Raw genomic sequence first — 21,442 nt, 5'->3', positions numbered from 1 at the left:
AGCCTAGGCTGGGTCCGTGCCCCGCCCCGTGATCCTCACCGTGGACGACGACCCGGGCGTCTCCCGCGCCGTGGCCCGCGACCTGCGCCGCGAGTACGGCGAGCACCACCGCATCGTGCGGGCCGACTCGGGTGAGGCCGCCCTCGAGGCGCTGCGCGAGATCGCCCTGCGCGGCGAGCAGGTCGCGGTGATCCTCGCCGACCAGCGGATGCCGCGGATGAGCGGCGTGGAGTTCCTCGAGCGCGCCATGGACCTCTTCCCGCGCGCCCGCCGGGTGCTGCTCACCGCCTACGCCGACACCGATGCCGCGATCACCGCGATCAACGTCGTCGACCTCGACCACTACCTGCTCAAGCCCTGGGACCCGCCCGAGGAGAAGCTCTACCCCGTCGTCGACCAGCTGCTCGAGGCCTGGCGACGGGCTCCTGACCGGCCGACCACCGACACGCGGGTGGTGGGTCACCGCTGGTCGGCGCGCTCCTACGAGCTGCGCGACCTGCTCGCCCGCAACCAGGTGCCGTTCCGGTTCCACCTCGCCGACGACCCCGAGGGCGCGCGGCTGCTCGAGGCGGCCGGCTGCGACGCCGAGCGGTTGCCGGTGGTGGTCACCGGCGACGGGCGCGCGCTGGTCGAGCCGACCGACGCCGAGGTCGCCGAGCAGGTCGGCCTGTCCACCCACGCCACGGCCGAGCTCTACGACCTCGCGGTCGTCGGGGGCGGCCCGGGCGGGCTCGGCGCCGCGGTCTACGGCGGGTCCGAGGGGCTGCGGACCGTCCTGGTCGAGTCGCTCGCGACCGGCGGCCAGGCGGGCACGTCGAGCCGCATCGAGAACTACCTCGGCTTCCCCGACGGGGTCTCGGGCTCCCAGCTCACCGACCGGGCCCGCCGGCAGGCCGTCAAGTTCGGGGTCGAGGTCCTGACGACGAGGACGGTCACCGGGCTCGGGATCCGCGGCGGCGTCCGGGTGCTCACGTTCGACGACGGGTCCGAGATCGCCGCGCACGCCGTGGTGCTCGCGACCGGGGTCTCCTACCGCACGCTCGACGACGTGCCCGGCCTGACGACCTACGCCGGGGAGGGCGTGTTCTACGGCGCCGCGACCACCGAGGCGCCGTCGTGCACCGACGAGACGGTCTACGTCGTCGGGGGCGCGAACTCCGCCGGCCAGGCCGCGATGAACTTCGCCCGCTACGCCCGACGCGTCGTGATGCTGGTGCGCGGGCAGTCGCTGGGCGCCTCGATGTCGCACTACCTCATCGAGCAGATCGAGGGCGTCGAGCACATCGAGGTGCGGACCTGCACCGAGGTGGTCGCCGCCGAGGGCGACGGCCACCTCGAGAAGCTGACCCTGCGCGACCGGCGCGACGGCTCCGAGGAGGTGGTCGACGCGCAGTGGCTGTTCGTCTTCATCGGCGCCCGGCCGCGCACCGACTGGCTCGACGGCACGCTGGAACGCGACGACCGCGGGTTCCTGCTGACCGGCCCCGACCTGGCCCGTGCCGGGGAGGGAAGAGGCGACGGACGTGAGCCGTTGCACCTGGAGACCTCCCTGCCCGGGGTGTTCGCCGTCGGCGACGTCCGGGGCGGGTCGGTGAAGCGCGTGGCCTCCGCCGTCGGCGAGGGCGCGATGGCGGTGAGCCTGGTGCACCGCTGGTTGGAGAACCGATGAGAACCGAACTCGAGCCCGCCTCGCTGCAGCGGCTCTTCCTCTTCGAGTCCCTCGACGAGGAGCAGGTGGCCTGGATCGCGGAGCACGCCGACGTCGTCGACGTCGCGGCCGGCGAGGACGTGTGCCGCGAGGGCGACCCCGCCCGCTGCTTCTGGGTGCTGTGCGACGGCGAGATCGCCGTCATCCGGCACGTGCGCGGCGACGAGGTCGAGGTGAGCCGCAGCAGCCGGCCCGGCTCCTACGGCGGTGCCACCGAGGCCTACGTCGAGGGCGAGCACCTCGCCTACAAGCACACCCTGCGCGCCTGCACCGACGCCCGGTTCCTCGCGCTGCCCGCCAAGGAGTTCGGCGCACGGCTGCGCGCCTGGTTCCCGCTGGCGATGCACCTGGTCGAGGGGCTCGCCGTCGGGATGCAGCGGTCGAACACCGCGATCGGGGAGCGGGAGCGGCTGCTCGCCCTCGGCTCGTTGTCGGCGGGCCTGACCCACGAGCTCAACAACCCCGCGGCCGCCGCCATCCGCGCCACCGAGTCGCTGCGCGACCGGGTCGCCGGGATGCGGCACAAGCTCGCGATGCTCGCGTCGGGGAAGCTCGACGGCGCCGTCGTCGCGCAGCTCGTGGAACTCCAGGAGGAGGCGGTGCTGGGCGTCGCCACCGCGCCCGAGCTGACCGCCATGCAGACCTCGGACGCCGAGGACGAGCTCGGCGACTGGCTCGACGAGCGGGAGGTCGGCGGGGCCTGGGACCTCGCGGCGGTGCTCGTGGCCGGCGGGCTCGACGTCGAGTGGCTCGGCAAGGTGGAGCGCACGGTGCCCGACGGCACGCTGGGTGCGGCCGTCCGCTGGATCGCCTACGCCGTCGAGACCGAGACGCTGATGGGCGAGATCACCGACGCGACCGCCCGGATCGGCACGCTGGTCAACGCGGCCCGGCAGTACTCGCAGCTCGACCGGGCGCCCTTCCAGGCCTCCGATCTGCGCGTGCTGCTGAAGTCCACGCTCACGATGCTCTCGCGCAAGCTCGAGGGGATCACCCTGGTCAAGGAGTTCGATCCCGACCTGCCGCAGGTCCCCTGCTACCCGGCGGAGCTCAACCAGGTGTGGACGAACATCGTCGACAACGCGTGCTCGGCCATGGGGGGCGAGGGCACGCTGACGATCCGCACCCGCCGGGAGTCCGACACCGCCGTCGTCGAGATCGCCGACACCGGCCCCGGCATCCCGGACGAGATCCGGCCCCGCATCTTCGAGCCGTTCTTCACGACGAAGGACGTCGGCGAGGGCACCGGGCTCGGCCTGGACATCTCGTGGCGCATCGTCGTCTCCAAGCACCACGGCGACATCCGCGTGCACACCTCGTCGGCCGGGACGACCTTCGAGATCCGGCTCCCGATGTCCGGTTAACCTCTCCGTCACATCTGGTTACGTGCCCTAAACAATCGGGGTATGCCTGCTGCGTCGACGACGACAGGAGGCAGCCCCATGTGTGGCATCGCAGGAACGGTCGACTTCACCCGTGACTTCGCCGAGGACCGTGCCGCCGCGGCCGACGCGCAGGCGATGACGGACACGATGGCCTGCCGCGGACCGGACGACGAGGGTCTCTGGACGGCCCGTCACGCCGCCCTCGGGCACCGCCGGCTGGCCATCATCGACGTGCCGGGCGGACGGCAGCCGATGACCCTGGACGACCCGGCGAGCGGCGAGACGCGCCTGGCGATCGTCTACTCCGGCGAGGTCTACAACTTCACCGAGCTGCGCGCCGAGCTCGAGCAGCGTGGCCACCGGTTCCGCACCGACTCCGACACCGAGGTCGTGCTGCACGGCTGGCTGGAGTGGGGCGAGCACGTCGTCGCCCGCCTGAACGGCATGTTCGCGTTCGCGCTGTGGGACACCCGCGCCGACGAGCTGTTCCTCGTCCGGGACCGGATGGGCATCAAGCCGCTCTACTACTACCCGACGCCCGACGGGGTGCTCTTCGGCTCCGAGCCCAAGGCGATCCTCGCCCACCCTCGGGCCGAGGCCGTGATGGACCTCGACGGACTGCGCGAGGTCCTCTCGCACGTCAAGACGCCGGGCCACGGCGGGTACCGCGGGATGCACGAGGTGCGCCCGGGCTCGCTGGTCCGCGTCCGCCGTGAGGGACTCTCGGTCCGCCGGTACTGGCAGCTCGAGGCCCTCGAGCACACCGACGACCGGGAGACCTCGGTCGCCCGGGTCCGCGAGCTCCTCGACGACATCGTCGGCCGGCAGCTCATCTCGGACGTCCCGCTGTGTTCGCTGCTCTCGGGCGGGCTCGACTCGTCGGCGATCACCGCGCTGGCCGCGCAGCAGCTGAAGGCGCAGGGCGCGGGCCCGGTCCGCTCGTTCTCGGTCGACTTCGTCGGCTACGAGGACTCGTTCGCCGCCGACCCGATGCGCGACACCCCGGACGGCCCCTACGTCCGCGAGCTCGCCGAGTACGTGGCCGCCGAGCACGAGGCCATCACGCTCTCCAACGACGACCTGATGAACCCGGACGCGCGCGCGGCCGTGCTGCGCGCCCGCGACCTCCCGCTCTCCCTCGGCGACATGGACACGTCGCTGTACCTGCTGTTCAAGGCGATCCGCGGCCGCTCGACCGTCGCGCTGTCCGGTGAGTCGGCGGACGAGGTGTTCGGCGGGTACCGCTGGTTCCACGACGCCGACGCGGTGAACGCCGACACCTTCCCCTGGATGGCGGGCCGGGTGGGCCCGATGGACCAGACCCGGTCGTTCTTCGACGAGGGCCTGCTCGCCGAGCTCGACCTCCCGGGGTACGTCGACCAGTCCTACCGCGACGCCCTGGCCGAGGTGCCCCACGTCGACGGCGTGAGCGCGACCGAGCGGCGGATGCGGGAGGTCTGCTACCTGCACCTGACCCGCTTCGTGCAGATCCTGCTCGACCGCAAGGACCGCATGTCGATGGCGAGCGGCCTCGAGGTCCGCGTGCCGTTCTGCGACCACCGGCTCGTCCAGTACGTCTTCAACACCCCGTGGTCGCTCAAGACCTTCGACGGCCGGGAGAAGTCGCTCCTGCGCGCCGCGACCCGGGACGTGCTGCCGGCCTCCATCGTCGACCGGGTGAAGAGCCCGTACCCCTCGACGCAGGACCCGGCCTACGAGAAGGCGGTCCGCAGCGACCTCGCCGACCTGGTGAACGACGCGGGCGCCGCGGTCCGCGCGCTCATCGACGTCGACCGGGTCCGGGCGGCCGTCGACGCGCCGAGCGGGGACGCGACGACGAGCCTCGAGGTCGACCGCGCGCAGATGGAGAACGTGCTCCAGCTCGACGCCTGGATGCGCCGCTACTCGCCGACCGTCGAGACGAGCTGAGGCGGGGGCGTCCCCCGACCGCCGTGGGGCAGCACGGCGGCCGAGGGACGCAGAACCCCGTGCGGCCGGGCGCGGTCGGTCGCACGGGGCGTGCGAGGGCGGGCGGACCCGTGGTCGCTCGCATCATGACGCCGGGCGCCCACCACGCTGTAGGTGTAACGCCTCTCGTCCCGCCGACGATGCGGGACAGCCGTTCCCCGTCCGGTCGTTTCGTCCGACGGGCCCCGACGGTTCATCCTGCCGTGTCGGGGCACAATCGACGGGTGTGAGCACAGACGTGCGGGCGTCGGACCCGACGGACGAGGACCCGACGACGGGTGGTGGCCGGGACGCGGGCGGCTCGGGCCTGGTCGGGCTCGCCGACGAGGAGGCCAAGCGCCGCCGACTCGTCCGCATGAAGGTCGTGGCGACCGGCTTCCTCGTCGGCGCCGCGATCGTGTGGATCGTGTTCCTCACCTGGGAGCGCAACGGCGGCCCGGCCTTCACCGGGTTCGTCCGGGCCGCCGCCGAGGCGGGCATGGTCGGTGCGTTCGCGGACTGGTTCGCCGTGACGGCCCTCTTCCGCCACCCGTTGGGCCTGAAGATCCCCCACACCGCGATCATCCCGCGGAAGAAGGACCAGCTCGGCGAGAGCCTGTCGGACTTCGTCGGCGAGAACTTCCTCGCCGTGCCGGTGGTCAGCGACAAGCTCCGCTCCGCCCGGATCGCCAACCGCGTCGGGGCCTGGCTGTCGCGCCGGGCGAACGCCGAGCGGGTCACCGCCGAGGCCGCCACCGTGGTCCGCGGGGCGGTGGCGGTGCTGCGCGACGACGAGGTGCAGGCGGTCATCGAGCAGACCGTCACCCGCCGCGTGGTCGCCCAGCAGTGGGGCCCGCCCATGGGCAAGCTGCTCGAGGGGATCCTCGACGACGGGTCGCACCGCCGCGTGGTCGACCTCATCTGCGACCGGGCCTACGACTGGGTGCGGCTGAACCACGACACCGTCATGGCGCTCGTGAGCAAGCAGGCCCCGAGCTGGTCACCGCGGTTCGTGGACGGCCTCATCGGCGACCGGCTCTACGCCGAGGCGCTCTCCTTCGCCTGGGCGGTGAAGTCCGACCAGGACCACCCGCTGCGCAAGGCGATCGACCGCTTCCTCACGAGCTTCGCCGGCGACCTCCAGCACGAGCCCGAGACCATCGCCCGCGTCGAGGCCATCAAGGCGCAGCTCCTCGACCACCCCGACGTGCAGGGCCTGCTCAGCCGGGCCTGGGCCACCGGCAAGGCCATGATCCTCGACGCGGCCGAGGACCCCTCGAGCGAGCTGCGGCTGCGGGTGACCGACGGCGTCACCCGCTTCGGTGAGCGCATGGTCCTCGACGAGGGCCTGCGCGAGAAGGTGGACAGCTGGATCGTCGACGCGGCGGCCTACGTCGTGACCCGCTACGCCCCGGAGATCACGGCGCTCATCTCGGACACGGTGAAGCGCTGGGACGGGCCGGAGACCTCACGGAAGATCGAGCTGCAGGTCGGCCGCGACCTCCAGTTCATCCGCATCAACGGCACCGTGGTGGGCGCCCTCGCCGGCCTGATCATCTACACCGTCGGCGAGCTGCTCGTCGGCTGACCGCCCACCGCGACGCCCGGTCGACCTCGTCGCGGTCTACCGCGCCTTCGTGGGCGCCTTGTCGCAGTGATTCACAGCGACAAGGCGGCGACGGGCCGGCGGGAACCCGCGACAACGACTCACGGCCCGAAGGCACCGGCGCCGATCACCAGTCCCAACGACGCCGCGCCGAGGCCCGCGAACGTCGACATGAGGACGTTGAACACCGCGTGCGAGCGCTCGCCGGCCTCGGCCAGGCGCACCGTCTCGTAGCCCAGCGTCGACCAGGTCGAGAGCCCGCCGCAGAAGCCGGTCCCCACCGCGGCGGCCACGGCCGACGGGGACGCCCCGCCGAGCACCACGCCGAGCACCAGCGAGGCGGTGACGTTGACGGTGAACGTGCCCCACGGGAACGAGGTGCCGTGCGTCGACTGCAGCGCGCGGTCGACGAGGTAGCGCGTCGGGGCGCCGATCGCGGCGCCGAGCGCCACCCAGAGGCCGGTCAGGGCGGTCACCGGGCACCCGCCGTCGCCCGGGCCAGGGTCAGGCCGAGCCATGCGGCGCCGACGGAGCCGACCGTCGTCGCGGCGAGGTAGGCGAGGGCCGTCCCGAGCCGACCCGCCGCGAGGAGCTGCTGGGCGTCGACGGCGAACGTCGAGAACGTCGTGTAGCCGCCGAGCACCCCGACCCCGAGGAAGGGCCGGACGACCGGGTGGGCCGTCCGGACCTCGGAGACGTGCACGACGAGCACACCCATCAGCAGGCAGCCGGAGACGTTGATGAGCAACGTCGTCGTCGGGAACGCCCCGGAGGTGGTGGGGAACGCGAGACCGAGGCCCCAGCGGGCGAGGGCGCCGAGGACGCCCCCGAGGGCGACGGCGGCGACGGCTGCGCCCTGGCCGCGCAGGACGTCGGTCCCTGGTTCACGTCCGGCGACGGCGTCGTCGGAGACTTCCGGGCGGTCGGACACGGGGCAGCTCCCTGGGCGCACGTGGACTCGGGCTCCAGGGACCGTTGGCGCCGACGTGGCGCGGTTGTCGGAGCGAACCTCTCGTCGTCTCGCTCGCCCGGGCGGGCCCCACCGCCCTCGCCCGGACGCTAGCGGAGGTGTTCGCGCAGCGCACGCGGTCGATCACCGAACCTGTGGCACAGGCCACGCCACCTGCGCAAGCAGGGTGCTTGCATCAGCTAGCACTCGTGTTAGCGTGGATGTCAGTCAAGGCGAGGAGGTGAGCACGATGTCCGGTGTGGACAGCGTCGACAAGGCGCTCGGCCAGGCCGTCGAGGACATCGGTGCCTACATCCGCAAGCAGCGCGAGGGGGCGCAGGTGTCCCTGCGTCAGCTCGCGAAGGTCGCGGGGATCTCGAACCCCTACCTGAGCCAGATCGAGCGAGGACTGCGCAAGCCGTCCGCCGAGATCCTGGCCCAGATCGCGACCGGTCTGCGCATCTCGGCCGAGGCGCTGTACGTGAAGGCGGGGATCCTCGAGGAGCGAGTCGGCTCCGCGGTCCTCGACTCACTGGCCTGCGATCCGGAGCTCACGGAGCGCCAGAAGCAGGTGCTGCACGACATCTACGAGTCGTTCCGCCGCGAGAACCGCGCGGCCGGGCTCACGGCTCCGGTGCCCGCCGAGCGCGACGACGCCTCCGGCGCCTTCGAGGGAACGGCGGCGCTCGCCGTCGCTCCCGACCTCACCCGTATCCCGTCCCACGAGGAGTGAACGACATGCCCGTCACCTTCCCCACCAAGTTCGACGTCCGCGAGGCCCGCGACCAGGCCAACAAGGTCGTGTCCGACGCCGTCGACCCGTTCCGCGCCCCGGCACTGGCCCTGCTCGGCCTCGGCGACTACGCCGTGGCGAGCGCCCAGGAGGCCTTCTCCAAGGTGCAGGCCGGCGCCACCGAGGTGCAGGCCCGCGTCGAGGACCTGCCCTCGGAGCTGCAGGAGCTGCGCGGCAAGCTGACCGCCGAGGACTTCCGCCGGCTGGCCGACAGCTACGCCGCCGCCGTCCGCAGCGTCTACGCCGACCTCGTGAAGCGCGGCGAGACCGCCTACTCGCAGATCAAGGCCCAGCCGCAGGTCAAGCAGGCGCTCGACACCGTCGACAGCGTCTCCAGCGAGCTGGAGAGCCGGCTCGAGGACGCCACCGAGGAGGTCCGCGTCCGCGGTGAGGCCGCCCTCGCCGAGGTCACCAAGCAGACCCGCTCGGTCGGCGAGCGCGCCGCCCGCTACACCCAGCGGGTCACCGGCCAGGCCGCCGAGGTCATCGCCGAGGCCGGCGACGAGCTCGCCGCCGACGTGAAGGAGGCCGGCGAGGAGGTCGCGCACGAGACGCGCTCGGCCACCCGCAAGGCCGCGTCCCGCACGGCCCCGAAGAAGCAGGGCCCGAAGAACGCCCCGAAGTCGTCCGCCACCAAGGCGGCCGCCCCGAAGGCGCCCACCGGCAAGGCCTGACGCTCCCCGCACCGACCGGCCCCGTCCCCGCACCGCGGGGGCGGGGCCGTCGTCGTGTCCGCTGCTCCCGTGGTGTCCGGTCCGTCGCCGGTGGGCGGATCGGAGCCGCCGCGACCAGCACGTATCCTCGCGGCGTGGGTCTGTCCGTGCCGTCCATCTGGTTGAACCTCGACTACTACCTGTCGCTGCTGATCTGGGTCGTCGGGATCCCGGTCGGCCTCTACGCGTTCATCCACGCCCTGCTGCAGCGCGCGGACGCCTTCACGGCCGTCGACAAGCTGACCAAGCCCGCCTGGTGCGCCATCACGGGCGTCGGCGCCCTGCTGCTCGTCGTCTCGATCGGCGGGATCTTCTCGAGCTTCGGCATCCTGTGGCTCGTCGCGCTGTGCGCGGTCCTGGTCTATCTGCTCGACGTCCGGCCGAAGGTGACGGAGGTCCAGCAGGGCGGACGGTGGTGACGGAGCCCGCCGCCGCCGGGACGCTGGAGCTGGTCCCCGCACCGGACCGGCCGGACCTCCTGGCCGCGCCCGTCGTCGCGGCGCTGGCCGCGCTGCCCGAGGACGTCGCCCGCTCCTGCGGGGTCGCCGAGATCGATCCCGGGCTCGCCGACACCGCCGCGTTCTGCGAGGCCTACTCCTCCCCGCTCCACCTCTCGGCGAACTGCGTCGTCGTCACCGGCGCGCGGTCGGGCGAGCAGCGCTTCGCGGGCTGCGTGGTCCTCGCGACGACCCGGGCCGACGTCAACGGCGTGGTCCGGCGCCGGATCGACGTGCGCAAGGCCTCCTTCGCGGCCATGGACGTCGCCGTCGAGCTGACCGGGATGGAGTACGGCGGGATCACGCCGTTCGGGCTCCCGGCCGGCTGGCCCGTCCTCGTGGACCCGGCGGTCGTGGCGGCCCCGGCCGTCGTCGTCGGGAGCGGTCTGCGGGCGTCGAAGCTCGTGGTGCCCGGGTCGGTCCTCGGGCTGCTGCCCGGGGCCGAGCCGACGGAGGGTCTGGGTCGGTAGCCCGACCCCGCGTGGCAGGAAAGCGTCGTTGCTGTCATCCCGTGGCAGCAACGACGCTTTCCTGCCACCTCGGGCGGGGGTATGGTTCAACCTTCAAGTAGATGGAGGTCGTCGTGCCCGCTCTCACCGTCCCCGACCTGACCGTCCTCCCGCGCCTGCCCGAGCCCGGCGTCGGGACCGGGATCACCGAGCGCTCCGTGCGGCGGGTGACGACCGCTCCCCGCGGGTTCGAGGGTGAGGGCTTCCCGGTGCGACGGGCGTTCCAGGGGGTCGACCTGGCCGACCTCGACCCGTTCATCCACATGGACCAGATGGGCGAGGTGGAGTACGCGCCGGGCGAGCCGAAGGGCACGTCGTGGCACCCGCACCGCGGGTTCGAGACCGTCACCTATCTCATCGACGGCACCTTCGAGCACGCCGACAACCACGGTGGCGGCGGCCTGATCACCAACGGCGACACGCAGTGGATGACCGCGGGCGGCGGCGTCCTGCACATCGAGCGGCCGCCGGAGGCCCTGGTCACCTCGGGCGGGCTGTTCCACGGACTGCAGCTGTGGGTGAACCTCCCCCGGGCGCAGAAGTGGGTCCACCCCCGCTACCAGGACCTCCGGGCCGGCCAGGCCGCGCTCGTCACCTCGCACGACGCGGGCGCGCTGGTCCGCGTGATCGCCGGGTCGCTCGACGGGCACGCCGGTCCCGGGTCGACCTACACCCCGATGACGATGGCCCACGCGTCGGTCGAGCCGGGCGCGCAGCTGCACGTCCCGTGGGACCGCGAGCAGAACGCGCTGCTCTACGTGCTCGCGGGCGACGGGTTCGCGGGCACCGAGGGGCGTCCGGTCACGACGGGCCAGCTGGTCGTCTTCGGGCCGGGGGAGTCGCTGCGGGTCGCGGCGGCGGGGACGCAGGACGCGCGGCACCCTCGCCTCGAGGTCGTGCTGCTCGGTGGCCGCCCGATCCGCGAGCCGGTCGCCTGGGGCGGCCCGTTCGTCATGAACACCCGCGAGGAGGTCATGGATGCGTTCCAGGACTTCTCGAAGGGCCGCCTCGGCGCGATCCCGGCCGACCGCGTCTAGCGGTCCAGCCAGCGCGTGAGGAACTCCGTCTCCCAGCGCAGCAGCTCCGAGACCTGTTCGGCGACGACGCCCTCGATCTTCCCGCCGACCATCGGGACCGGCACGGCCGTCGAGGCGCGGACGGAGAGGCGGGACCCGTCGCCGTCGGGAACGACCTCCTGCGTCCCGGTGATCGAGCCGGGCAGCCCGCGCACGTCGACCTGCACGTCGGCGCTCGAGCCGTGCCAGTTCTCGGTCCGGTCGAGGACGAGGTCGTCGCCGGTGAACCGGCGGACCACCGACGGCAGGAACTCGACCGGCACCCCCTGACGCAGCACGATCCGGTCGCCGTCGTGACTGACCAGGGCGGCGTCCTTCCCGCCGAGCTCGGCGAGGCGGGCGTTCAGGAAGGCGTCGTCGGTCAGGGCACCGACGACGGCGTCGGGCGGGTGCGGGAACGAGGCGTCGTGCTCGATGGGGCGGGCCACGGCGCGCAGGTTACCGTCGGGCCGTGCCCACCACCGTCGCCTCGCTGGCCGAGCTGACCACCCTGCATCTCGGGGGGCCGGCGCGACGGCTGGTGCGCGCGCCCGACCGCGACGCGATCGTCGCGGCGGTCCGTGAGGCCGACGCCGCCGGGGAGCGGCTGCTCGTGCTCGGTGGCGGCTCCAACCTGGTCGTCCCCGACGACGGGTTCGACGGCACGGTCGTCCGGCTGGAGTCCCGCGGCCACGTGGTGTCGCCCGCCGCCGACGGCACGGCGCTGGTGACGGTGGAGGCCGGGGAGGACTGGGACACGTTCGTCGCGGCGTGCGTGGAGGAGGGCCTGGGCGGGCTGGAGTGCCTCTCGGGCATCCCGGGGAGCACCGGCGCGACCCCGGTGCAGAACGTCGGGGCCTACGGCGTGGAGGTCGCCGACCTGCTCGAGGACGTCACCGTGTTCGACCGCGCCGCCGACGCCGTGGTGACGGTCCCGGCCGCGGAGCTCGGGCTCGGCTACCGCACGAGCCGGCTCAAGGGCGCCGACCGCGAGATCGTCCTGGCCGTGCGGTTCCGCGTGGGCACCGACGGCCTCTCCGCCCCGGTCCGGTACGCCGAGCTCGCCCGGGTCCTGGACGTCGAGCCCGGCACGCGGGTGCCCGCGGCCGCCGCGCGGGCCGCGGTGCTGGGGCTGCGGCGCGGCAAGGGCATGGTCCTCGACGAGGCCGACCACGACACCTGGAGCGCGGGCTCCTTCTTCACCAACCCCGTCGTCGGGCAGGAGACCGCCGACGAGGTGGCGCGCCGGGTGGCGGCGCGCGACCTCGGGCCGGTCACCGCGTGGCCCACCGCCGACGGGCGGGTGAAGCTCTCCGCCGCGGCGCTGATCGAGCGCGCCGGGGTCTCGCGCGGCTACCCGGGCCCGGACGCGCCGGTGCGGGTGTCCACGCGGCACACCCTCGCGCTGACCCACCGCGGCGGGGGCACCACCGCGCAGCTGCTCGACCTGGCCCGCGACGTGCGGGACCGGGTGGAGACGGCGTTCGGGGTGCGGCTGGTGCCCGAGCCGGTGCTCGTAGGTGGCTGCGCGCTCTAGGTCCGGTTGAACCGCATCCCGGTCGCCTGGTCGCGCGGCTTGAGCACGATCGTGTCGATGTTGACGTGCGAGGGCCGGCTCATGGCGAACGCGACCGTCGCGGCGATGTCCTCGGCGACGAGCGGCGTGATCCCGCGGTAGACGTTGTCGGCCTTCTGCTGGTCGCCGTCGAAGCGGACCAGCGCGAACTCCGTCTCCACCGCGCCCGGGGCGATCTCGGTGACGCGCACGGGCTCGCCGAGCAGTTCCCCGCGCAGCGTGCGGTGCAGCGCGCCCTCGGCGTGCTTGGCGGCGGTGTAGCCCGACCCGCCGTCGTAGACCTCGAGGGCGGCGATCGAGGTGATCGTCACGACGTGCCCGTCGCCGGAGGCGATGAGCGACGGGAGCAGCGCCTTCGTCACGCGCATCGTGCCGAGGACGTTGGACTCCCACATCCAGCGCCAGTGCTCCTCGTCGCCCTCGATCACCTTCTCGGTGCCCTTGGCGCCACCGGCGTTGTTCACCAGGCCGCGCAGGGTGCCGAGCTCGCCGACCCGCGACGCGAACGCCGCGACCGAGTCGGCGTCGGTGACGTCGAGGGGCACGGCGGTCCCTCCGGTCTCCTCGGCGAGCGCGTCGATACGGTCCTGACGACGGGCGCCGAGGACCGGGTGCCAGCCGTCCGCCGCGAGGGCGCGGGCGGTCGCGGCTCCGATCCCGGAGCTCGCCCCGGTGACGACGACGAGCGGCTTCTCCGTGGGAGTGGTCACGGCGGGCCACCCTAGGGCGGTTTTCGGACGGACGTCGATCTGGTCGTTGCCTAAGCTGTGGGCCGTGATTCCGGCGGCGAGGGCGGCGACGGACGGCACGGCCCACACACGGCCGAGGCCGCGGACCCTGGCATCGGTACGGCGGTCCCCACGGCGGGTGGCGGTCATCTCGGTGCACACCTCGCCGCTGGCCCAGCCCGGCACGGGCGACGCGGGCGGCATGAACGTCTACGTGGTGCAGACAGCGAAGGAGATGGCGCGCCGCGGGGTCGAGGTGGAGATCTTCACCCGGCAGACCGCGTCGGACCTGCCGCCCGTGGCCGAGCTCGCTCCCGGCGTGCTGGTCCGGCACGTCGTCGCCGGGCCGTTCGGCGGTCTCGGCAAGGAGGACCTGCCCAGCCAGCTCTGCGCGTTCACCTCGGGCGTGCTGCGCGACGAGGCCCGTCAGGAGCCCGGCTGGTTCGACGTCGTGCACTCCCACTACTGGCTCTCCGGCCAGGTCGGGTGGCTGCTGCGGGACCGCTGGGGCGTGCCGCTGGTCCACACCGCGCACACCCTGGCGAAGGTCAAGAACGCCTCCCTGGCGGCCGGCGACACCCCCGAGCCGCTCGGCCGGCTCGTCGGCGAGGAGCAGGTGGTGGCCGAGGCCGACCGGCTCGTCGCGTCGACGCCCGCCGAGGCCGAGGCCCTCATCGCCGAGTACGACGCCGACCCGGAGCGGGTGCGCACCGTCGCGCCCGGCGTCGACCTGGCGACCTTCACCCCGTCCCGCGACCGCGCGGCGGCCCGTGCCGCCCTGGCGCGGGAGGCCGGGAAGTCGATGGGTGAGGACGACGTCGTGCTCGCCTTCGTCGGGCGCATCCAGCCCCTGAAGGCACCGGACGTGCTGCTGCGTGCCGCCGCCGAGATGATCGCCCGCCGTCCGGACCTACGTGCCCGGCTCACGGTGCTGGTGGTCGGCGGGCCGTCGGGCTCCGGTCTGGCCCAGCCGCGGGTGCTCGTCGATCTCGCCGAGGAACTGGGTATCACCGACGTCGTGAGATTCCTCCGTCCCCGGGCGGGCGCCGCCCTCGCCGAGGTCTACCGCGCCGCGGACGTCGTCGCGGTGCCGAGCCACTCGGAGTCGTTCGGGCTGGTGGCCCTCGAGGCGCAGGCCTGCGGGACGCCGGTGGTCGCCGCGGCCGTGGGCGGGCTGCCGGTGGCGGTGTCCGACGGCCGGTCCGGCCTGCTGGTCGACGACCACTCGGCGGTCTCGTGGGCCTCCGCGCTCGAGCGGGCCGCCGTCGACCGCACGACCCGGGGTCGGCTCGCCGCCGGGGCGATCGAGCACGCCCAGGCGTTCTCGTGGGACCGGACCGCCGACGCCCTGCTCGCCACCTACGCCGAGGCGGCGGCCGCCCGGCTCGCGCCGCGGGGGGTGGCGGTGTGAGCCTGCCCGAGGTCATCCGCGCCGCCCTCGACGAGCGCGAGCTCGCCTACCAGCGCCGCGACGAGAACAGCTTCTTCGTCACCCTGCCCGGCACCAAGAAGCTGCAGACCAACTGCTGGCTCGTGCTCACCCCGCACGCCCTGCTGGTCGAGGCGTTCGTGTGCCGGCGGCCCGACGAGAACTTCGAGGGCGTCTACCGCTGGCTGCTGCAGCGCAACACGCGCCTCTACGGCGTGCACTACTGCCTCGACGACATGGGCGACATCCACCTCGTCGGTCGCGTGGGGCGGCACGCGGTCACCGACGACGAGCTCGACCGCATCCTGGGGCAGGTGCTTGAGGCGGGCGACGGCGACTTCAACACGCTCATCGAGCTCGGGTTCGCGACGTCGATCCGGCGCGAGTGGGCCTGGCGGGAGTCCCGCGGCGAGTCGCTGGCGAACCTCCGAGCGTTCCAGCACCTGGTGGGGGAGACGTAGCGGAGCGGGGCTCGGCCGGATTGTCCGATTCCTCGGTGACTTCACGTGCTCTCCGGCGTACCGCTCGGTAAGTTGGTGTGACCCAGCTGACGCAGATCGAGGAGCCACTGCATGACCGTGCGTAGTCCGTTCGCCGACGTCGACATCCCCGACGTGGGCCTGCCGGAGTTCCTCTTCTCCGACCTGGGCGAGCACGCCGACCGCATCGCCCTGATCGACGGCCCGTCGGGGCGCAGCATGACCTTCGGCGAGCTCGCCCAGGGCGTCGACCGGTTCGCGGCGGCGCTCGGCGAGCGGGGCCTCGGGCGGGGCGACGTCATCGCGCTGTTCGCGCCGAACACCCCGTACTACCCCGTCGTGTTCCACGGCGCCCTCGCCGCGGGCGTGGCGGTGTCCACGGTCAACGCGCTCTACACCCCCGACGAGCTGGCGTTCCAGCTGCGGGACTCGGGCGCGAAGATGCTCGTCACGGTGTCGGCGTTCCTCGACCGGGCCCGGGCGGCGCTGCGCGAGGAGGGGCTCGCCGTCACGGAGGTCGTGCTGCTCGACGCGGCCCGCGACGAGGCGTCCACGCCGCTGCCCGAGAACGCGCTGGCCGACCTGTTGACGACCACCGCCGAGCGCCCGACGGTGCAGCTCTCCGGCGACGACGTGGCGGCGCTGCCGTACTCGTCGGGCACCACCGGGCGTGCCAAGGGCGTCGTGCTGACGCACCGCAACCTCGTCGCGAACCTCGTGCAGTTCGCGGCGATGCAGCAGACGACGCCCGAGTCGAAGATCCTCGCGGTCCTGCCGTTCTTCCACATCTACGGCATGACCGTAATGATGAACAACGGCATCTACAACCGGGCCGCCGTCGTGACGATGCCGAAGTTCGACCTCGCGGAGTTCCTGCGGATCGTCTCCGAGCACCGGGTCGACCGCATCTACATCGCGCCGCCGATAGCGGTGGCCCTGGCCAAGCACCCGATGGTCGAGCAGTACGACATCGACTGCGTCGACGTCGTCTTCTCCGGCGCCGCTGCGCTCGACGCCGACCTCGGCCACAAGGTCGCCAAGCGGCTGAACTGCAAGGTCTTCCAGGGCTACGGCATGACCGAGCTCTCCCCGGTCAGCCACGCCATGCCCGAGGACCGGCCCGACATGGACCTCTCCTCGATCGGCGTCGCGCTGCCCAACATCGAGTGCAAGATCGTCGACCCGGAGACCGGGGAGGAGAGCGAGCGCGGCGAGCTGTGGGTCAAGGGCCCCAACGTCATGCGCGAGTACCTCAACAACGCCGAGGCCACCGCCTCGACGCTGGACGACGACGGCTACCTGCACACCGGCGACGTCGCCACCGTCACCGACGAGGGCGTCTTCTACATCGTCGACCGGGTCAAGGAGCTCATCAAGTACAAGGGCTACCAGGTGCCGCCGGCCGAGCTCGAGGCGCTGCTGCTGACCAACGACTCGATCGCCGACGCGGCCGTCATCGGGGTCAAGGACGCCGAGGGCGAGGAGATCCCCAAGGCGTTCGTGGTGAAGCAGCAGGGTGCCGAGATCTCCGAGGACGACGTCATGTCCTTCGTCGCCGAGCGCATCGCGCCGCACAAGAAGGTGCGCGTGGTCGAGTTCATCGACCAGATCCCGAAGTCGGGCTCCGGCAAGATCCTGCGCAAGGACCTCCGCGCCCGCGAGAACGCCTGACGGTCTTCCCGACGACGGGCCCTGCCTCCTCCGGGCAGGGCCCGCGGTCGGGGCGCGCCGAGGTGTCTTGACCGCCGACTCCCCCCGGAGCACGCTGTCGCGGCGGTGACGGGGGTGCCGGGATGGCAGCAGCGACGGACGCGACCGGGGACAAGGCCGTGTGCATCAGGTCGATGGAGCTGATGGCGAACGGGACCGTCGACCAGTTCGCCGAGATCTACGACCCGGCGGCCGTCAACCGCGAGGCCGAGGACGAGCCGGTGGGCGCGCGGACCGCAGGCCCCGCGGGCTTCCACGCGTCCGCGCAGTGGCTGCGCGAGGCCTACTCCGACCTCCGCTGGGAGGTGCACGACGCCGTCCAGGACGGCGACCTCGTCGTGCTCCACACCACCATGAGCGGGCGACAGACCGGCCCGTTCACCGCGTACACCGCGGACGCCGCGGTGGAGATGGTCTTCCCGCCGCGGAACCGCGAGTTCGCCGTCACCCAGACCCACTGGTTCCGGATGAAGGACGGCAGGATCGTCGAGCACTGGGCCAACCGGGACGACCTGGCCCTGGGGCGGCAGCTCGGGTGGACCCCGCCGAGCCCGGTCTACCTCGCCCGGATGCTCCTGGCCCGGCGTCGAGCCGTGGCCGGGTCCGGACCGTCCGGGACGCCGGGCTCGTGATCGCCGTGCTGCGGGAGTGACACCGCTGCGGGAGTGACACCGCGCCGCTGCGAGCGAGCCGGCAGTCCGTCCACGCGCAGCGCGCCCGGTCGCACGATGGCCGATCCGCGACGAGCCTGGTCGGCAGGCGAAGACGTGTGGTGAGGATCCGCGGGAGCCGAGGGCCGTTCCCTGTTCATCCCCTTCTGAAACCCCTACCGTCGGCCGCGTGATGAGCGTCGACGCCGAGGCGACCGCCGGGCGGACGCCGCCCCGGTGACCGGCGTACCGGAGGCATCGCTGCTCCTCGCGCGCCGGCTCGGGGCACGTCAGGAGGCGCTGCGACTCGGCTCCCAGATCATCGGGACCGAACACCTGCTCATGGCCAGCGTGGCCGACCCGCTCGTCCGGACCGTCCTCCTCGGCTTCGGCGTGGATCTCCGCGGGATGCAGGCCGAGGTGACGGCGGCCAGCGACAAGCGGGGCGCCGCCGAGCAGGTGCGGCTCACCGGTGAGGTCGTCGAGGTGCTCGCTGCGGTCGGCGAGGAGTGCCCCGAGCTCGCGCGGCCCGAGCCCGCGCCGTCCAGCCTCGTCTCGCGGGGGCTGCGCGTCGCCCTGGTCGCCCTCCTCCGGGACGACGGCGACACCGCCGCCGCCGCCATCCTGGGCCAGCTCCTCGGCGAGCGACGGCGCGGTGCGGTCGCTCGCGAGATCGAACGGGGGGCGCCGCCCGCCCGGTTCCCCGACGCCGGACGGCGATCCCGTCCGCCCGACCCCACCGGCACCCGGACCTGACCGCCGCGCCCGGTCCCGGGGACACTCGGTGCGTCGACCTCGGAAGGGGACCCATGGTCATCGTGGCGGGACATCTGCTGGTCGCACCGGAGGCGCGGGAGGCGTACCTGGCCGGGTGCGTGGCCGTCGTCGAGCAGGCGCGGGGCGCTCGCGGGTGCCTCGACTTCGCGCTGTCGGCCGACCTGCTCGACCCCGGGCGGATCAACGTCCTCGAGCGGTGGGCGTCGCAGGCCGACGTCGAGGCCTTCCGCGGCGCGGGGACGGGCGACGAGCAGACGGCGCAGCTCCTCGGCGCCTCGGTGGCCGAGTACGACGTCGCGGACGTCCGATCCTTGACCGGCTGACGGCGGCTGGATCGAGAAACCGCACCGATGACGGTTTCGGGCCGGTCGGGGGAGGAATCCCAGCGCACAGGGGCTGCGCCGGGTTCGGGGAACGCCGACACGGTCCCCGGATGGAGGTCGGCCCCGCTCCTCGTCGCTGGGGAGCGGACGGGGAGCGGGGCTTGCTTCTCCGTCGCGTCGGGCCCGTGTGTGTGCGCCACGGCAAGGCCGTCGCCTCGCGCGTCTCGACCTCGTCAACGCCTCCGCCCCGACCCTGCGGGCGGCGTAGGACTGCGGGCATGCACACCACCGGGATCGGGTCGATGGACGAGGTCGTGGACTACCTGCTCGAGCTCACCGAGCGGGGCGCGGGCCTGTGCCCGGCCGGCGTCGACCGCACGCAGTGGTCGCGGGACGTCCTCGCCGAGCTCGCGCACGCCGTCGAGCTGCTGGAGGGCGCGGTCGAGCGGGTGTCGGGCCGACACAACCCGGTGGTGGCGCGCAACGCGCACATCCTCGCCACCACCATCAGCGCGCACCGGAACGTCGCGCTCGCCCGGACGCCCGCACCCGTCGTCGGGGGGTGGACGCGGCGGGCAGGCTGACCGGGTGGGCGCCTACTGGATCAACACCTTCCGCGCGATCCGGGACCCGGAGAAGCTCGACGCGTACGTCGCGCTCGCCGGACCGGCGATGCGCGCCGCCGGCGGGACCTTCCTCGCGCGCGGCACGCCGGCAGCCGCGTTCGAGCAGGGCACCCGCGAGCGGACGACGCTGATCGCGTTCGACAGCGTCGAGCAGGCCGTCGCCGCCTACGAGAGCCCGGCCTACCAGGAGGCGCTCGCGGCGCTCGGGGACGGCGCCGACCGCGACATCCGGATCATCGAGGCGCTGTGAGTTCCGCTCAGGTGAGCACTCACGGCCGCTGTGGCGACCATGAGTGCGCACGAGCGCGCAGCGCACCTACGAGAACAGCTGCACGAGGTTGCCGCAGGTGTCGTCGACGACGGCGATCGTGATCGGGCCGGCCGGGGTCGGTGGCTGCACGACCGTGACCCCGCGCCCGGTGAGCCGCTCCGCCTCGGCGGCCACGTCGTCGACCTCGAACGCGGTGGCGGGGATGCCGTCCTCGACCAGCGCGGCGCGGAACGGGCCCACGGCCGGGTGCTCGGCGGGCTCGAGCACGAGCTGGGCGCCGTCCGGGTCGCCGGGCGCGGTGAGGGTGAGCCACCGGTGCTCGCCCAGCGGGACGTCGTGCTTGAGCTCGAAGCCGAGGACGTCGCGGTAGAAGCGCAACGCGCGCTCCTGGTCGTCGACGAACACGCTGCAGTAGGACACCTTCGGCATCGGGTCACTCCTCCGGGACGGGCCACCGCCGCGCGATCTCCCGCAGCGGACGGGTGTCGAGGTCGTGGAACTTGTAGCGGCCCTCGCGGCGGACGCGGACGAGTCCGGCCTCCTCGAGGACGGCGAGGTGCTGGGACACGGCCTGCCGGGTGGGTGACAGGCCGCGCTCGAGCAGCGCGCCGCACAACGCGAACAACGTCTGGCCGTCGGTCGCGGTGAGCGCGTCGAGCAGGGCGCGGCGCGTGGGGTCGGCCAGCGCCCGGTAGACGTCGCTCACCCCGGGCACCATAGGCAAGCCCTCACTTGCCTGTCCAGGATGTCCGGTACTGCTTCAGGCGTCGCCGAAGGCGGCCGCGAGGGCCCGCACGCAGTCGGGCGGCGTCGTCACCGGCGCGACGATGCTGCCGACCAGCTCCACCGGCGGGTCCAGCGCCACCCCGCGGACACGACGGGACCCCGCGCCCGCGAGGACCGCGGCCGGCAGCAACGACCAGGCGCGCGGATCGGCGCCGACGCCCACCACGAGGTCCTGCACCGAGCCGACCACGCGGCGCTGCGGCTGGCACACCCCCGCGTCGCCGAGGGCGCGGGCCGCCGCGTCGCGCAGCGCCGGGTCCGACCCGCCGTCGAGATCGAGCAGTGGACCCACCGCGACCTCGACGAGGGCGACCGACTCCCGCCCGGCCAGGGGGTGGTCGACGGCGACGACCGCCTGGAGCGGCTCGCGCCAGACGGGCACGACGGTGAGGCCCGCGACCGACTGCGTCCCGCGCATCAGCGCCACGTCGAGCCGTCCGTCGCGCACCGCCGCGAGTCGGTCGCCGGCGGGGAGGTCGACCAGCACGGTCTGGATCGCCGGGTCCTCACGCCGCAGGATCTCGACGGCGCGCTCCAACCGGTCGGTGAGCGCCGGTGCGGTCCCGATCCGCAGCGTCATCCCCGGGTCGACCGCCGCCACCCGCACCTGGTCCGCCGCCGCCAGCACGCCGCGGGCCGCCGCGAGCACCCGTTCCCCGGGGACGGTGAGCCGCACGTGCCGCGACGAGCGGTCGAGCAGGGCCACCCCGAGCTCGCGCTCCAACCGGGCGACCTGCTGGCTCACCGCGGGCTGCACGATGTGCAGCCGCTCCGCCGCCCGGCCGAAGTGCAACTCCTCGGCGACGGTGACGAAGTACCGCAACGCCCGCAGCTCCACGTCCGGAGACCTCCGTCGATCAGATCCCGTGATCGCTGTAGAGCGTAGGTCGATCTCGTTCCCGACGGCGGGTGCGCGTGAGCTGGC

General features: G+C 73.3%; 25 protein-coding genes. 18 read left to right on the top strand and 7 right to left on the bottom strand.

Annotated elements, in window-relative coordinates; all coding sequences use genetic code 11:
- Positions 1–16: 16 nt before the first annotated feature.
- The 4 genes from QSK00_RS03090 (at position 17) to QSK00_RS03075 (ending at position 6,628) form a co-directional block, all read left to right on the top strand.
- A complete protein-coding gene (locus QSK00_RS03090) occupies positions 17–1,669 on the top strand; it encodes an NAD(P)/FAD-dependent oxidoreductase (protein ID WP_285587383.1) in 1,653 nt (550 codons plus the stop codon).
- Entirely contained in the window at positions 1,666–3,072 is a 1,407-nt protein-coding gene (locus tag QSK00_RS03085) for an ATP-binding protein (protein ID WP_285587381.1), read from the top strand. The genes QSK00_RS03090 and QSK00_RS03085 overlap by 4 nt, the downstream gene beginning before the upstream one ends.
- A 78-nt stretch (positions 3,073–3,150) precedes the next feature.
- A complete protein-coding gene (asnB, locus tag QSK00_RS03080; RefSeq protein WP_285587376.1) occupies positions 3,151–5,022 on the top strand; it encodes an asparagine synthase (glutamine-hydrolyzing) in 1,872 nt (623 codons plus the stop codon).
- A 394-nt stretch (positions 5,023–5,416) separates the two neighbouring features.
- The gene (locus QSK00_RS03075; protein WP_285587949.1) at positions 5,417–6,628 is read left to right on the top strand and encodes a DUF445 domain-containing protein; all 1,212 of its coding nucleotides are present in this window, start codon (positions 5,417–5,419) and stop codon (positions 6,626–6,628) included.
- Positions 6,629–6,747: 119 nt separating this feature from the next.
- Here QSK00_RS03075 and QSK00_RS03070 read toward each other — a convergent pair whose 3' ends face one another.
- The gene (locus tag QSK00_RS03070; RefSeq protein WP_352231075.1) at positions 6,748–7,122 is read right to left on the bottom strand and encodes a fluoride efflux transporter FluC; all 375 of its coding nucleotides are present in this window, start codon (positions 7,120–7,122) and stop codon (positions 6,748–6,750) included.
- Positions 7,119–7,577, bottom strand: coding sequence for a fluoride efflux transporter CrcB (gene crcB / locus QSK00_RS03065; protein ID WP_352231074.1), 459 nt, complete (start codon positions 7,575–7,577; stop codon positions 7,119–7,121). Before crcB ends, QSK00_RS03070 begins: the two co-directional genes overlap by 4 nt.
- A 268-nt stretch (positions 7,578–7,845) precedes the next feature.
- Between crcB and QSK00_RS03060 the strand changes: the two genes are divergently transcribed.
- The 5 genes from QSK00_RS03060 to QSK00_RS03040 all read left to right on the top strand — a co-directional run bounded on the left by QSK00_RS03060 (position 7,846) and on the right by QSK00_RS03040 (position 11,144).
- On the top strand, positions 7,846–8,328 hold the full coding sequence (locus QSK00_RS03060) for a helix-turn-helix domain-containing protein (RefSeq protein ID WP_285587374.1): 483 nt from the start codon (positions 7,846–7,848) through the stop codon (positions 8,326–8,328).
- Between the two features lie 5 nt (positions 8,329–8,333).
- Positions 8,334–9,062 carry a hypothetical protein gene (locus QSK00_RS03055; protein WP_285587372.1) on the top strand — a complete coding sequence of 243 codons (729 nt, stop codon included), beginning with the start codon at positions 8,334–8,336 and terminating at the stop codon, positions 9,060–9,062.
- 134 nt (positions 9,063–9,196) lie between these two features.
- Complete coding sequence (locus tag QSK00_RS03050; protein ID WP_285587370.1) at positions 9,197–9,520, top strand: DUF2516 family protein; 324 nt, start codon at positions 9,197–9,199, stop codon at positions 9,518–9,520.
- Complete coding sequence (locus tag QSK00_RS03045; RefSeq protein WP_285587368.1) at positions 9,517–10,068, top strand: YbaK/EbsC family protein; 552 nt, start codon at positions 9,517–9,519, stop codon at positions 10,066–10,068. The genes QSK00_RS03050 and QSK00_RS03045 overlap by 4 nt, the downstream gene beginning before the upstream one ends.
- Before the next feature lie 101 nt (positions 10,069–10,169).
- On the top strand, positions 10,170–11,144 hold the full coding sequence (locus tag QSK00_RS03040) for a pirin family protein (protein ID WP_285587365.1): 975 nt from the start codon (positions 10,170–10,172) through the stop codon (positions 11,142–11,144).
- Here QSK00_RS03040 and QSK00_RS03035 read toward each other — a convergent pair.
- Entirely contained in the window at positions 11,141–11,611 is a 471-nt protein-coding gene (locus QSK00_RS03035; protein WP_285587363.1) for a DUF2505 domain-containing protein, read from the bottom strand. The genes QSK00_RS03040 and QSK00_RS03035 overlap by 4 nt on opposite strands.
- Before the next feature lie 23 nt (positions 11,612–11,634).
- On the opposite strand from QSK00_RS03035, the gene QSK00_RS03030 reads away from it, so the two are divergent.
- On the top strand, positions 11,635–12,699 hold the full coding sequence (locus QSK00_RS03030; RefSeq protein WP_285587361.1) for a UDP-N-acetylmuramate dehydrogenase: 1,065 nt from the start codon (positions 11,635–11,637) through the stop codon (positions 12,697–12,699).
- Here the strand turns inward: QSK00_RS03030 and QSK00_RS03025 are convergent.
- A complete protein-coding gene (locus QSK00_RS03025) occupies positions 12,696–13,448 on the bottom strand; it encodes an SDR family NAD(P)-dependent oxidoreductase (RefSeq protein ID WP_285587358.1) in 753 nt (250 codons plus the stop codon). The genes QSK00_RS03030 and QSK00_RS03025 overlap by 4 nt on opposite strands.
- Before the next feature lie 127 nt (positions 13,449–13,575).
- Between QSK00_RS03025 and mshA the strand changes: the two genes are divergently transcribed.
- The 8 genes from mshA to QSK00_RS02985 all read left to right on the top strand — a co-directional run bounded on the left by mshA (position 13,576) and on the right by QSK00_RS02985 (position 19,710).
- The gene (mshA, locus tag QSK00_RS03020; protein WP_285587943.1) at positions 13,576–14,877 is read left to right on the top strand and encodes a D-inositol-3-phosphate glycosyltransferase; all 1,302 of its coding nucleotides are present in this window, start codon (positions 13,576–13,578) and stop codon (positions 14,875–14,877) included.
- Entirely contained in the window at positions 14,874–15,356 is a 483-nt protein-coding gene (locus QSK00_RS03015; RefSeq protein ID WP_285587356.1) for a type III secretion system chaperone family protein, read from the top strand. Before mshA ends, QSK00_RS03015 begins: the two co-directional genes overlap by 4 nt.
- Before the next feature lie 111 nt (positions 15,357–15,467).
- On the top strand, positions 15,468–17,045 hold the full coding sequence (locus QSK00_RS03010) for an AMP-binding protein (protein ID WP_285587354.1): 1,578 nt from the start codon (positions 15,468–15,470) through the stop codon (positions 17,043–17,045).
- 122 nt (positions 17,046–17,167) lie between these two features.
- A complete protein-coding gene (locus QSK00_RS03005; RefSeq protein ID WP_285587352.1) occupies positions 17,168–17,716 on the top strand; it encodes an ester cyclase in 549 nt (182 codons plus the stop codon).
- 255 nt (positions 17,717–17,971) lie between these two features.
- Positions 17,972–18,490, top strand: coding sequence for a Clp protease N-terminal domain-containing protein (locus QSK00_RS03000; protein WP_285587350.1), 519 nt, complete (start codon positions 17,972–17,974; stop codon positions 18,488–18,490).
- Positions 18,491–18,543: 53 nt separating this feature from the next.
- Complete coding sequence (locus tag QSK00_RS02995) at positions 18,544–18,834, top strand: putative quinol monooxygenase (RefSeq protein WP_285587348.1); 291 nt, start codon at positions 18,544–18,546, stop codon at positions 18,832–18,834.
- A gap of 278 nt (positions 18,835–19,112) precedes the next feature.
- On the top strand, positions 19,113–19,418 hold the full coding sequence (locus QSK00_RS02990) for a hypothetical protein (RefSeq protein WP_285587346.1): 306 nt from the start codon (positions 19,113–19,115) through the stop codon (positions 19,416–19,418).
- A gap of 4 nt (positions 19,419–19,422) precedes the next feature.
- Positions 19,423–19,710 carry a DUF1330 domain-containing protein gene (locus QSK00_RS02985; RefSeq protein ID WP_285587344.1) on the top strand — a complete coding sequence of 96 codons (288 nt, stop codon included), beginning with the start codon at positions 19,423–19,425 and terminating at the stop codon, positions 19,708–19,710.
- Positions 19,711–19,776: 66 nt separating this feature from the next.
- Here QSK00_RS02985 and QSK00_RS02980 read toward each other — a convergent pair whose 3' ends face one another.
- From QSK00_RS02980 to QSK00_RS02970, 3 genes are read right to left on the bottom strand one after another with little or no spacing between them, the layout of a single operon-like run.
- Positions 19,777–20,160, bottom strand: a complete 384-nt coding sequence (locus tag QSK00_RS02980; RefSeq protein WP_285587342.1) for a VOC family protein — start codon at positions 20,158–20,160, stop codon at positions 19,777–19,779.
- Positions 20,161–20,164: 4 nt separating this feature from the next.
- Positions 20,165–20,449 (bottom strand): ArsR/SmtB family transcription factor, encoded by a 285-nt coding sequence (locus QSK00_RS02975; protein ID WP_285587341.1) that lies wholly within the window; start codon positions 20,447–20,449, stop codon positions 20,165–20,167.
- A gap of 42 nt (positions 20,450–20,491) precedes the next feature.
- The gene (locus QSK00_RS02970) at positions 20,492–21,355 is read right to left on the bottom strand and encodes a LysR family transcriptional regulator (RefSeq protein WP_285587339.1); all 864 of its coding nucleotides are present in this window, start codon (positions 21,353–21,355) and stop codon (positions 20,492–20,494) included.
- Between the last annotated feature and the right edge of the window lie 87 nt (positions 21,356–21,442).

This window comes from Actinomycetospora sp. NBRC 106378, assembly GCF_030269685.1.
GTDB lineage: Bacteria > Actinomycetota > Actinomycetes > Mycobacteriales > Pseudonocardiaceae > Actinomycetospora.
The sequence above is the reverse complement of the archived record's forward strand: the minus strand, read 5'-3'. Positions and strand labels throughout refer to the sequence as shown.